General features: G+C 37.8%; 13 protein-coding genes, 1 tRNA gene and 1 other RNA gene. 7 read left to right on the top strand and 8 right to left on the bottom strand.

Features of this window, described 5'->3' with window-relative positions:
• From NT145_04520 to NT145_04490, 7 genes are all read left to right on the top strand, one after another.
• Positions 1 to 264 (top strand): hypothetical protein (locus NT145_04520; GenBank protein MCX5781952.1); only part of this gene is annotated, 264 nt, incomplete at its 5' end.
• A 341-nt stretch (positions 265 to 605) separates the two neighbouring features.
• Positions 606 to 1520: a zinc ABC transporter substrate-binding protein gene (locus tag NT145_04515; protein MCX5781951.1), complete on the top strand. Its 915-nt coding sequence runs from the start codon at positions 606 to 608 to the stop codon at positions 1518 to 1520.
• A complete protein-coding gene (locus NT145_04510) occupies positions 1510 to 2277 on the top strand; it encodes an ABC transporter ATP-binding protein (protein MCX5781950.1) in 768 nt (255 codons plus the stop codon). The genes NT145_04515 and NT145_04510 overlap by 11 nt, the downstream gene beginning before the upstream one ends.
• Before the next feature lie 17 nt (positions 2278 to 2294).
• The gene (locus NT145_04505; protein ID MCX5781949.1) at positions 2295 to 3119 is read left to right on the top strand and encodes a metal ABC transporter permease; all 825 of its coding nucleotides are present in this window, start codon (positions 2295 to 2297) and stop codon (positions 3117 to 3119) included.
• The gene (locus tag NT145_04500) at positions 3116 to 4915 is read left to right on the top strand and encodes a tetratricopeptide repeat protein (protein MCX5781948.1); all 1800 of its coding nucleotides are present in this window, start codon (positions 3116 to 3118) and stop codon (positions 4913 to 4915) included. Before NT145_04505 ends, NT145_04500 begins: the two co-directional genes overlap by 4 nt.
• Positions 4916 to 5045: 130 nt before the next feature.
• On the top strand, positions 5046 to 5336 hold the full coding sequence (locus NT145_04495; GenBank protein ID MCX5781947.1) for a LapA family protein: 291 nt from the start codon (positions 5046 to 5048) through the stop codon (positions 5334 to 5336).
• Complete coding sequence (locus tag NT145_04490; protein ID MCX5781946.1) at positions 5333 to 6712, top strand: SH3 domain-containing protein; 1380 nt, start codon at positions 5333 to 5335, stop codon at positions 6710 to 6712. The genes NT145_04495 and NT145_04490 overlap by 4 nt, the downstream gene beginning before the upstream one ends.
• Positions 6713 to 6975: 263 nt before the next feature.
• Here the strand turns inward: NT145_04490 and NT145_04485 are convergent, their stop codons facing one another.
• The 8 genes from NT145_04485 to NT145_04450 form a co-directional block, all read right to left on the bottom strand.
• Positions 6976 to 7698, bottom strand: coding sequence for a 7-carboxy-7-deazaguanine synthase QueE (locus NT145_04485; protein MCX5781945.1), 723 nt, complete (start codon positions 7696 to 7698; stop codon positions 6976 to 6978).
• Positions 7695 to 8471, bottom strand: a complete 777-nt coding sequence (locus NT145_04480; protein MCX5781944.1) for a 7-cyano-7-deazaguanine synthase — start codon at positions 8469 to 8471, stop codon at positions 7695 to 7697. Before NT145_04480 ends, NT145_04485 begins: the two co-directional genes overlap by 4 nt.
• 116 nt (positions 8472 to 8587) lie before the next feature.
• Positions 8588 to 8956, bottom strand: coding sequence for a 6-carboxytetrahydropterin synthase QueD (gene queD, locus NT145_04475; GenBank protein ID MCX5781943.1), 369 nt, complete (start codon positions 8954 to 8956; stop codon positions 8588 to 8590).
• Between the two features lie 4 nt (positions 8957 to 8960).
• Complete coding sequence (gene murI, locus NT145_04470) at positions 8961 to 9788, bottom strand: glutamate racemase (GenBank protein ID MCX5781942.1); 828 nt, start codon at positions 9786 to 9788, stop codon at positions 8961 to 8963.
• Positions 9755 to 11320: an N-acetylmuramoyl-L-alanine amidase gene (locus NT145_04465; protein MCX5781941.1), complete on the bottom strand. Its 1566-nt coding sequence runs from the start codon at positions 11318 to 11320 to the stop codon at positions 9755 to 9757. The genes murI and NT145_04465 overlap by 34 nt, the downstream gene beginning before the upstream one ends.
• Before the next feature lie 82 nt (positions 11321 to 11402).
• Positions 11403 to 11785: a transfer-messenger RNA gene (ssrA, locus tag NT145_04460) on the bottom strand.
• Positions 11786 to 11828: 43 nt separating this feature from the next.
• Entirely contained in the window at positions 11829 to 12299 is a 471-nt protein-coding gene (gene tadA / locus NT145_04455) for a tRNA adenosine(34) deaminase TadA (GenBank protein ID MCX5781940.1), read from the bottom strand.
• Positions 12300 to 12359: 60 nt separating this feature from the next.
• Positions 12360 to 12433, bottom strand: a tRNA-Arg gene (locus NT145_04450).
• Positions 12434 to 12607 lie beyond the last annotated feature (174 nt).

Here is a 12607-nt window from a genome sequence, read left to right as displayed (position 1 = left end):
GCGGTCGGCGTTCCTGCCAGGGTGGGATTGGGTTTTTCAGCAACCGAACTTGAGATGCTTGAGCATTCCAAGCTTCCTGACCCGATTGCTGACGCCATAAGGTTTGTTATGAAAGAGCAGGATGACCTTGAAGAAAGAATAAAAAAGCTTGAGTCCAAGGAAGGCCTAGTCTGTGAGATTGATAGATACCTTGAACAGAAAAAAGAAGAAATAAAGAAAGAATTTGAAGACTGGTCAAAAGAAATGAAAGACGAAAAACGTTGAGTTGTTTTTGAACGTTATTAAGCTGATCTCGCCCCGTTAGAGAAGGCTGCCGATTCCTGTCGGCAGATTGAAATCATGCTGTAAGCTGGCGGTGTAATGCCGCCACTTTGTTCGCGAAGCGCCCGTTTTTTGCCCACCTAGCATCGAGGCAGGTCTCTAACGGGGCTCGCCTTGCAAAATCATTTCAGAATACTTTCCCGAAACATTAAAAAATAAAAGAGTTATTGCTCTTGATCCGGGGGCAAAATAATTGCAGGAGAATTAAAAGAAGAGGACAAAGTTTCGATAGACGCAGCCATAAAAGACGAAAACGAAGATATTACATTTATTAAGCAGGGGAAATGAGAAAAATATTTTTTTGCGGTTTTATAGTTCTAGTTTTAGCATATAATAAAGCATTCCCTATAAACCTTTCTAAAGAACCCAAAAACAAAGGAAAAATAGCAATTGCTGTAAGTATCCTTCCGTTAAAATATTTTGCGGAACAAATCGGGAAAGAAAAAGTCTCGGTTTCCGTAATGGTTCCGCCGGGAGCAAATCCCCATTCTTTTGAGCCTAAACCGCAAAGTCTTAAAGAACTTTCAAAAGCCGACATTTACGTTAAGGTGGGCACACCTCTAGAATTTGAAATTCAATGGATTGGAAAAATAACTTCCTTGAATAAAAAAGCTCTAGTTTGCGATAGCTCAAAAGGGATAACCCTGCTAAATTATTCGGAACGGGTTTTGGGCCCGCATTCAGAACAAAAAGAAGCCCATCATCATTTCGGAAAAGACCCGCATATTTGGACTTCATTAAGAAACGGAATATTAATGGCTGAAAATATCAAAAATGCTATGGAAGAAATTGATTCTGAAAACAAGGATTTTTACGAGATAAATTATAAAAAATTAAAAAAAGAATTTGAACAATTGGATTTAAATATTCAGGCTAAACTAAAGCCCTATAAAAATAAATCATTTATAGTTTTTCATTCCGCTTGGAATTATTTTGCCAGGGAGTACGGTTTAAGAGAAATTCCTGTTGAAATCGGAGGGAAAGAGCCAACGGCAAAAGAGCTGATAAATATTGTCAATAAGGCAAAATCAGAACAAATAAAAATCATTTTTGTATCGCCGCAATTTTCCAGAAAAAGCGCTCAGGTTATTGCAGATGAAATAGGCGGCAAAGTAATATTTATTGATAATCTTGCTGAAAATATTTTGAAAGAATTTATTAAAATGTCAGAACTTATTATCAAATCATATGGAAAATAAACCTGAGATTGTAACATTTAAAAATGTGTCTTTTAGCTATGATGGCGGCCCAAACATCATACGCGATGTTAATTTAAACTTATTTGAAAAAGATATAGTCGGAATTATTGGCCCGAACGGCGGCGGGAAAACCACGCTTTTAAAACTTATGCTCGGGCTTCTAAAGCCTACTCAAGGCGAAATTCGGCTTTTTAATTTGGCTCCCGAAGAAGGCAGAAGATACGCGGGCTATGTTCCACAGCACGTGCCTTTTGACAGGGATTTTCCTATTAAAGTATCAGACGTAGTTTTAACCGGAGTAATTAGGAAGAATTCTTTTTTTGGCAGATATTCTAAAGAAGATAAAGAAAAAGCCGACGAGGTCTTGAAAATAGTTGAGATGACGGATTTTTCAAATAATCCGATAGGCGAGCTTTCAGAAGGACAAAAACAGAGGGTTTTCATAGCTCGTGCGCTGGTTTCAGATCCCAAACTTTTAATACTGGATGAACCGACTTCAAGCGTAGATACCGTTATAGAAAAGACGGTTTATGACCTCTTGGAAAAATTAAAACAAAAAATATCAATAATCTTGGTAACACATGATATAAGCGCGGTATCAAAATATGTGGAAAAAATTGCCTGTTTAAACGTGGAGCTTTATTATCATAGTACCAAGGAATTGACTGTTGAGGATTTGTCAAAAGTTTATAAGTGTCCGGTAGATTTAATAGCTCACGGCGTGCCGCACAGGGTTTTAGAAGAACATAATAAGTAAAAAAGTGATAAAGTGTAATGGGAATATTTCAATTTGAGTTTATTAGAAATGCTTTATATGCCGCGCTATTGGCAAGCGTTGCCTGCGGAATTATCGGCACCTACGTGGTAGTCAGGCGGCTTGTTTCAATAAGCGGGGGTATCGCGCATACTGCATTCGGAGGAATAGGACTGGGCTATCTTTTAGGGGTAAATCCGCTATTTGCAGTTTTGCCTTTTACGGTTTTATCGGCGCTGGGCATAGGGGTTTTAAACAAAAACTCTAAGTTTTCTGAAGATACTTTAATAGGCATATTTTGGTCTTTCGGCATGGCATTGGGAATAATATTTGTAGGCTTTTCTCGAGGGTATGCGCCGGACTTATTCGGATACCTTTTTGGAAACATTCTTACAGTAACCAGGGCAGATATTGTTATGATGGCTGTATTGGATATTGTGATAATAGCGGTAGTTGCCTTCTACTACAGGCAGTTTGAAGCAAGCTCGTTTGATGAAGAATTTTCAAAGGTTAGAAATTTAAAAACTAAATTTTTATACATCCTTCTTCTGGTTCTTATAGCTGTAACGGTCGTGGTTTTAATACGTGTTGTGGGAATAATTCTGGTGATAGCTCTCTTAAGCATTCCTGCGGCACTATCGCGCCAGTATACTTCAGAACTGAAAAAAATGATTGTGTTAGCTATAATCTTTAGCGCAATATTTACAGTTTTCGGTCTTTTTCTTTCATATTTATTTAACATAGCCTCAGGAGCAACAATTGTTATTTTATTGGCAGCAGTCATGCTTGTCTCATCGGCATTAAAAGGATTTTTTGCAAAATTATTAAACAAGAGAAATAAATGAATAAAGAACTAAAAATAAAAAAGCAGAACAATGCGCCTGCTAACTTAGAAAAGAATGAGCTTCTGACGCTTTTTCCTGCCGGCCTTTTTTCGGCGCTTTTGCTTTTGGTCCCCGTTTTTCTTGATATTAAACTTACCCGCCCGAAACTAATGCTTTTGGAGTTCGGCCTTTACGGGATATTATTTATCTGGCTTTTCATAAATCTTTATTACGGCAAGATTAAAATTAAAAAAACACCGATATTTATTCCCGTAATTATTTATTTGTCGGTGGTATCCTTATTCTATTATTTTTCTCCTGATAAACCCGTTGCTTTAAATGAGTTTAAAAGGGCCCTGCTTTCTTTTGCCGGCTATTTTGTGGCGGCAAATGCAATCAACAGCGAAAAACAAAGAAGATTAGTTATTGCCGGATGGATAACTGGCGCAGCAATAGCAGTCTTATACGGCATTTTGCAGCATTTCGGCGGGATCAAATATATGATAATGGTTCCGCAGATGGAAAGATCCATGTCAACATTCGGTAATCCCATATTTTTTGCGGTATTTCTTGTTGCCACTCTGCCGATAGCATTAAGCATATTTTTTTCCAGCAGAAATAAATCAGTAAAAGGATTAATTTTCTTATTTTTGGTTTTAGGGCTGATTGCACTTTATTATACCAAGACAAGGGCGGCATATATCGGATTTTCAGTTTCTCTAGTGTTTTTTTTCTGGCTGAATGTAAAATCAAAACGTACAAAACTTATCTTTTTATCATTATTTATTTTACTCGCCGGTTTTTTTGTGTATAAGACTAAAAACGTTTGGGCAAGGCAGCAGGCGCATGTTCTTATCTGGCGAGACACGCTAAACATGTGGTCAAAAAGTCCGTGGTTTGGAACGGGGCCGGGAACTTTTCATATATATTTCCCGAAATACGCTTCAGAAGAACTAAAAAAACTTTGGCCTCAGGGGCAGTTTATAGTAAACGATGCCCACAATGAATATATACAGTACTTGAGTGAAACCGGTATAGTTGGTTTTGGAATTTTTGCATGGCTTTTATTATCTTTTTTTATCAACGCTTTCAAAATATCCGGGCGTTTTTCAGGAAATCAAAAGTTCATGGCATCAGGATTAATCGCTTCTTCATCGGGAGTCCTTGCGCAAAACTTTTTTTCAGCTGACATGCGCTTCATTATTTCAGCAGTTTATCTTTTTATAGTTATGGGATTATTTGACTCATATAATGATGGTTTCTGGGTTAAAGAAAAGATAAGCAAAGTGTTACGCTATATTGTTTTCGGAGTTTTAGCCGTATGCGCTTACTTTTTATTTTATCAAACAGCAAAGCCCTATACTGCTCAGAAGAAAGTTGCAGAAACGCCCGATTTTTTTGATCAAAAAGTCCTTGAGCCGGCAAAAACAGTTGCCTCGCTTTTGGAGATAGCGAAAAAATATCCCAATCAGGCTCTAGTATATGAAAAACTGGGCTGGGTAAACGCAAAAGAAAAAAACTGGCCTGAAGCTATAAAAAATTATGTAAAAGCCGGAGAATTAAATCCCAACAATCCGGGCCCGTTTAATAATTTGGGCAACATATATTTTCTTATGGGCGAAAGGCAAAAAGCAATAGAATACTGGGCCCAGTCAATAATTATAAATCCGAAACAAGTTGACAGCCGGCTGAATCTCGCGACAGCGTATTTTTATCAGGGCAGGCTTAAAGAGGCTGTTGACCAATTGAAAGAAGTCTTAAAGATTGACCCGAATAACGAAAAAGCTATAGTGATGCTTAAACAAATGACGGAATAGAAAGCAGAAAAAGACAGGTTGAGATAAAGGCAGGCTGAGATAAAGACAGGTTAAGGTTGAGCAAAAAAATAGCCAGTTTTTCTCAACCTCAACCTGATTTTATCTTAACCTGAAGTTTTACGGAGGTTTTATGTATATTTCTTTGTTAATTTCATTATTATTTTTTGTTCTTTCTGCAGTATTTGCCTTGCAGAATTCCACGATGGCGGTAGTAAGGTTTCTTTTGTGGCAGTTTAATATTCAGATCGCGCTTTTAATTTTGATAGCTTTTTTTCTCGGTTTTTTATCTCATATGCTTCTTTCACTGCCTCATAGGCTAAAGGTAAAAAAGAAACTTTTTGAAAATAAGATAAAAATCAAAAAATTGCAGGAAGATCTCAGCAAATACAGGAATATGCTTTTGGGCTCAAGAAAATTATGAAGCGGTATTCAAAAAATATATTTTCAATAACAGGTATTGCTTTGCTTACTTGTTTGTTCTGGTGGGGTTGCGCCGGAAGAAAAAATATGCGCTATCCAGGCCCTTCATTAATGCCAAATACCGAAAGAAATATGAAAGTAGCGGCTTTTTGGATAAGCCTGCTTCCTGATCCGGATAAAGTAATACTTGATTCACAAGGAATTGGAAAGTTTAACAAAACAATCAAAAATGAGCTTAAGCTCTTAAATGATATTGAAAATTATCCTTCAGTTATTTCCAGCGCGAAATTTAAGGGAGAAATTACAAAAACATTAAAAAGATTCAAGCGAAGGAAATATTACGCTAAATCCAATGAAAAAATAGATAAAAAATTACTTAAAGATATTGAAGATAATATCAGCTTGAAAAATATTCAGGAAAATGTAAATGTTTCGTTCGGATTAGTTTCTCGCTACGCTCATCAAAGACTTTTACCTACACGGGAGGAGTTTTATTCAAAAAAGGACGATTTTGATTTTGATGTCCTTCAAAATAATTCTCTTGATGTCGGAACCCCTGTAGCGATTTTGCACAAAAGCGCTGACTCTCAATGGATATATGTGGATGGGCCGTCAAGTTCCGGATGGACGGAAATTGAAAATATAGCTCTCTCAAGCCGCGAACAGATGAAACAATATGTTAATGGCCAGCCTTTTGCGGTAATTTCCAAAACAAAAGCCTCTATTTTTTTGAAAAATACGCTGACTGAATATTATGATTACGTAAGGATGGGGACGCGCCTTCCGATGGGCAAAAAAACTTCCATTAAAGTAGTCCCGGTTATAATTCCATTTAGAAACGAAGATGGAAAAGTGGTATTTGGCGAAGGATATATAAAAGAAAACGAAATAAACGAAGGATATTTTTCTTATACGCCAAGAAATGTTATCCAGCAGTCTTTTGAAATGCTTGATATGCCTTATGGTTGGGGGGGTATGAACGGGGAGCAGGATTGTTCAGGTTTTATTCAGCAAATTTTTATGACCATAGGCATATATATGCCGAAAAATTCTTTAGAACAGTCATGGGTTGGAAAATTGCTGGAAAAATTTAATAAAAAAACAAGTTATGCTGAAAAAATAGAAATTTTAGATAAGAAAGCCGTCGGCGGGGCAACAATACTGTATCTGAATGGCCATGTAATGCTGTTTTTAGGCGTGATTGATAATATCCCTTATGTGATTCACGGAATATATGGCTATCATGAGGAAGGATCTTCTTCTGAAGCAGTTAGAGTTATTAATCGTGTGGTAGTTTCAGATCTTTCGTTAGGTGAAGGCTCAAAAAAAGGGTCTCTTCTTAAACGTTTAAGCGTGGTAAGGCTTGTGGCTGAATGAAGCTCTATGGTCTTACGACCATAGTATCTTTGGTTTCTTCGGCTCGCCTCGCTGCGAAGCGGGCGAAATCCCTGCCCGCCGGCAGGCCGCGGCGCCGAAGCTTACCCCCTAGTTTTGCTACTTGTCTCTGCGATTAGTTTTCGACTTGTCCCACATGCCTAGATTTCACCTGTCCTTGCGTTTAGTTTCCATAGGAAACTGCAATGGAAGGAAATCTTTGGGGAAGAAGACTGTAGGGAAGCAAAACTAAACAGGGGGATAAATTAATTTATATACCAAACTTTATGCAGCTGCGGGATTAAATATACTTTATCAAGCTTCTTTTTAGCATATTCAATCCATTTTTCAGTATTTATTATAGCTGGTTTATTTATGTTTTTAATTGGCGAAACGGTTTGAAAAACAAACGGTATTTTCTTGGAAATATCGCTTACCATATTAACCGCTCTTAAAACCTCTTCATTTTTAGTTCTATCCGAAATCACAAGTTTAGCAAAAGCTTTATCTTTGCAAATTTCTAGAAATTTCCTGTGATCTTTCCAGTAAGAATTTTTGCAATCTGACGGGAGTTTAATGTCCATTGAAACAACGTCTATCCGCTTAATCACGCTTTTCAAATTATTACTTAAAATTCCGTTAGTCTCAAGGTAAATCAAATAATTTAATCGTTTTAAACGTGGTAATAATGATGCGATAAAATCTTTCCAAAGGAGAGGTTCTCCTCCGGTAAGCACGACAGTTTTTGATCTGTTTTTAATAAACTTATCTTCATTTTTCCTGATCAAAGACCTGACTTTATAAACTACAGCCGAAGTGCCGTGGAAATTTTTGTTTTTAGTTTTAGTATCGCAATAACAGCACTTAATATTACATCCCGAAAATCTTACGAATATCTGGGGCTCAGCAAAAAATAACCCTTCTCCCTGGAATGAAAAAAATATTTCAGATATGCCTGTCTTTGAAAGTTTTAATCCGTTTTCATTCATCTTTTCATTAAAGGATCTTCAAGGTGAGCGGCCAAAAAGCCTTTTTCTCTGAATCTGCACGAATCGCAAATTCCGCAGGGTTTTTTCTTTCCTTTATAACAAGACCAGGTAAGCCCAAACGGAACATCCATTTTTTTTCCTAATTTTACAATCCGGGCCTTACTGAGATTTATGAGAGGGGTTAATACTTTTATTTTCAAGCCCAATGAATGGACTAAATTCTGCCACGCCCTGAAATACTGCGGCCGGCAGTCCGGATATCCTGAAAAATCAACTGCATTTGCTCCGATAAATATTGCCGAAGCCCGTATTTTTTCGGCAAAAGACAATGCGAATGAAATAAATACCGTGTTTCTTCCGGGGATATATGTAGAAGGTATTTTTTTTAATTTAAGCGGATTTTCATTTACCCCGTTAGAGAAGGCCGCCGATTCCTGTCGACGGATTGAAATCATGCTGTTAAATGGCAGTGTAATGCCGTCATCTTTATTCGCGAAGCGTCCGTTGTCTCTAACGGGGTTTACGGGAATGTTTTCGGATTTATCCAGGAGGGAGCTTCCTTTCCACGGGAAATTAATTTTTAAAATCTGGTAATTGCATCCGGCGCTTTTTGCGATTAGTTTTGCGGAAATTATTTCCTTTTTGTGGCGTTGGCCGTAATCAAAAATCAGGCAGCGGCATTTGTATCCGTTTTTTTTTGCAAGATAGAGCAGTGTAGAAGAATCAAGCCCGCCGGACAGTAAAACAACGGCCGTTTTACTTAATTTTAGCATTTTACCCCGTTAGAAACAGCCAAATGTTAAGAAGAAATAAGGAAGATCATAATATATTAAACATAGCTTTTCGTAGCTTTGGAAATAAGCGGTTGTTAGACTGTTTCTAACGGGGTTTATCTTGACACCGTTGCCGATGAAGTTTCACTTTCCCAAACTTCAACTTCATTGATTTTTATTGGCAGTTTAATTGATTTAATCAGTTTCTCAAAAATATATTCAGCAATGTTTTCTGCGGTAGGATTAATTTTGTCAAAAGGGGGTACTTTGTTAAGATATTTGTGGTCAAGCCTTGATAAAATTGATTTAAGGACAGCTTTTATGTCTGTGAAATCCATAACCATGCCGGTTTTGTCTAATTTATTACTTGACAACGAAACCTTTACTTTCCAATTATGGCCGTGAAGATTTTCGCATTTTCCCTTATATTTATTGAGAGCATGGGCTGCCGAAAATGATTTTGTAACGGAGGCTTTATAATTCATAGGTTTAATCAAGAGTTATTTTTTTGACGTTATTAATGTTATATCCTAAAAATCTTTTGGCGTAAAATTTAAATTTTTCAGGAGAATCGCTTACATAAAATGAATGCCTGCCGTCTGATTTAGCTTTCTCTTGGAGCTTAAGTTTCTTTAAAGTATTTAAAACATCCTTTGCGGTTGCTTCAGCCGAATCTATAAGGGTAATATTGCCGTTAATTAGGTTTTTAATCACTTTTTTTATAAGAGGATAATGCGTGCAGCCGAGTACTAAAGTATCAATTCCTTTTCTTACTAAAGGAGTTAAGTATTCTTTTGCGACATCTTTTGTAACTCTATGATTTATCCAGCCTTCTTCAACCAAAGGGACGAACAGCGGGCATGCCTTAGCATAAACGACCGCTTGATTATCAAGCGAAATTATAGCTTTTGTATATGATGAACTTTTTATAGTTCCCTCAGTTCCTATTACAGCGATACGCTTTTTCTTTGAAGATTTGAGAGCTTCTTTTGCTCCCGGAAAAATTACGCCAAGAACAGGAACCTTAAATTTGTTCTTCAATCGAGAAAGAGCAAAAGCTGAAGCGGTATTACAAGCAACAACAATCAGTTTGACTTTCTTTTCAGACAAAAACTTAGCAATAGCGACAGAAAATTTTGTTACGACTTCCTTTGATTTTGAGCCGTAAGGAACGTGCGCTGTGTCTCCGAAATAGATGATGTCTTCATTAGGAAGCAGTTTCGCTACTCTGGATAATACCGTTAGGCCGCCAAAACCAGAGTCAAAAATGCCGATAGGCTTTTTCATGCGCCGGATTCCTTTTGTTCTATTAGACATTTTCTCGCTTCGTATCTTTTAATTCCGTCATAAATAACATTAGCAATTTCATTTTGAAACCTTTGTTTATTAAGTTTGGATTCCTCTTTTTTGTTGCTTATAAAAGCTGCCTCAACTAAAATTGCCGGCATGCCCGCGCCCCTCAAAACGAAAAAGCCGGCCTGTTTTACTCCGCGGTTTTCAGTTTTTTCATTATCTGTTACTTCTTCCGCAATAAAACTGCTTAGTTCGGATGATTCGTTAATAAATTCGTTTACAGCCATTGACCAGAGAAGTTCCTGCAATTTCATTTGCTTTTCAGAAGGTTTTCCTTCTAATTTAACTACCGAGTTTTCAAGCATTGCTGTCGCTTGAGCTTCTGAATCCGAAGCGTTTTCAGAAAGAAAATATATTTCAAAGCCTGAAGCGTCTTTATTTAGGCTTGCGTTGCAGTGAACTGAAACGAAGATGTCGGCTTTCTTTTCGTTTGCCAGATTTGTTCTTTCAACCAAAGGGATAAAAACGTCATCGGTTCGGGTTAAAATAGTTTCATAAGAACCGTCTTTATCAAGCAGTGCTTTTAGTTTTTTAGCTATTGAAAGAGTTACGTCTTTTTCACAAATGCCGTCGGGTCCTACAGCTCCGGGATCAGCGCCGCCGTGCCCCGGGTCTATTATAATTAATATTTTAGAACCGGAATATTTTTTTGAGGAAGGAGGCAAGGCTGATACAAGCGCTGCTGTTTCGTTTTCTTCAAGAGAGTCAAAATCCTGAACAGTTTCAGATGTTTCGCTGGGCTTTATATATGAGGATGTCAAAACAACTTCAAGGCTGTTTTGTTTTCTTGAGGCATTCATCTCAATTTTACTTGTATCGGTAGAAACCAAGATCTTTGCAATTGCGCTGCCCTCGTCGTTTGATAAAGATATTTCATCCACAATACCGTTATAAACTGAAAAATTTTCTTCTTTGACCGTGCCTTTAGGGAAATAAAGCTCAAAACTTGCATTATCTTTTGTCCATAAATAATCCAGGCGATCCTTCATATCAAAATAAATGTAAGTTGAGTTATTTTTAACAAAATATTTTTTTATGATAATCGTAGGTTTTCTCTGTATTGCAAGTGTTCCCGTTTCGCGGTCAAAAGAAGTTTTGGATTGGGAAAAATCTGAAAAAAAGTTGGTCAAAAGAAGCTCCAGGGGAACAAAGACATCGTTATTTCGCATTTCAACAGGCAGGTTAAGACGTTTTTTATTGTTATTGAAATGAACTCTTGTGCTTTTTATAAAGACTTCAAGTTTTTTCCCTTCCTTGACCATTGCGACTTTGCCGGATACAGGGTACCATTCTAATGTAGCGTCATAGAAGGAAGCTATATCGCGTATAGAAAAATAATCAGATGATGCAAAACGATAAATCCTGGTACTTTTAACAGGCTGACCGTCAGAAGTTATTTGAATGTACTTATTTTCCAATGCGGTTAAAGAACTATACAAAAATACGCAAAGAGAAAATACTGATAGTAATAAACGAATCCTTGAATTATTTGTCATAAGTTTGTTTAAGAGATTTTCCTTGTACTTTGTGCGAGTATTTAGTATTTCGGAATAAAATTTCTCACCAATTACTGCAGTTAAATGGAGGCGGCGGGAATCGAACCCGCGTCCGAAAATGTTTCAGCCAGGTTCCTACAGGCTTAGCCGAAAATTACTCTCGCTCTGAAACTGCTTTCCAGCAAGATAATTTCAGAGCCAGTACCGTTATTGTTTCATACAGCACACACGGGACAAGATGTGCTGAACTAACCTGCTCTTGACGCTTTATCTTCCTAGCAGGTGTCAAAAGTAAAGCGTGGCCGGTTTAAGCGGCCAATGGCAGCGTTCCGAGATTTCTCCCTAAAACGCCGGCCGGCATTATGTTTTTGCCGTTTATGTTTGGTCGATTTTTTTCTGAGCCTTCGACCAACTCAGGCCTGCCACCTGTTCCTCGTTCATTCCCGTCGAGACCTTTACGCCCCCATTATGTCGCGCCCTTACGGGCTTATTTCATTCCTTTTTAAGGCTATTTTCTTTTTTTTTGGAAAAATTTCTTAATCAAAGACCCGCATTCTTTTTTTAAAACCCCTGCTTTTATTTTTATTCTGTGGTTCAGTTTTTTATTATTTGCAATATTGAAAATAGAGCCGCAGGCGCCCGCTTTCTTATCATACACTCCGAATATTATCTCGGAAACTCGCGCCCAAACTAAAGCTCCCGCACACATAGCGCACGGTTCAATCGTGACATAAATTTTTGAACCGATTAAACGGTAATTTTTTAGTTTCTTAGCCGCGCTTTTTAAAGCGATTATTTCGGCATGGGCCGAAGGATCATTAAGAGTAATGCTTTGGTTGTATCCCCTGCCTATAATTTTATTATCCAAAACTATTACTGCGCCTATCGGAACTTCGCCTTTTTTTTCTGACAGCTTGGCTTCTTTTACAGCTTCTTTCAAAAAAAATGTATCGCTATCGCTCTTTTTTTTAAATTTCATTATAAAAACCGGGCCCGAGGAGACTCGAACTCCTAACCTACTGATTCCCCGCATAAGAACCGGGCCCGAAGGGATTCGAACCCATAACCTACTGATTCGTAGTCAGGCGCTCTATCCAGTTGAGCTACGGGCCCCTTTATGCGGGGTAAACTCCGTCAGCCGCTCTTTTAAATTAAGCTATTAATGCATTATTACGTAAGAGTTTCGGTCAGGCGCGGCATTTATCCCGCAACAATATTTTGTGCGGGATCCAGTTGTCCGCCCATCCGGGCGAGATCCCGCCCGTCTTGCAAGCGTAGCGAGGCAGG

The sequence above is a fragment of the Elusimicrobiota bacterium genome (assembly GCA_026388075.1).
GTDB lineage: Bacteria > Elusimicrobiota > Endomicrobiia > Endomicrobiales > JAPLKN01 > JAPLKN01.
Note: the sequence above shows the minus strand (reverse complement) of the source record. Positions and strands in the feature narration are given on the sequence as shown.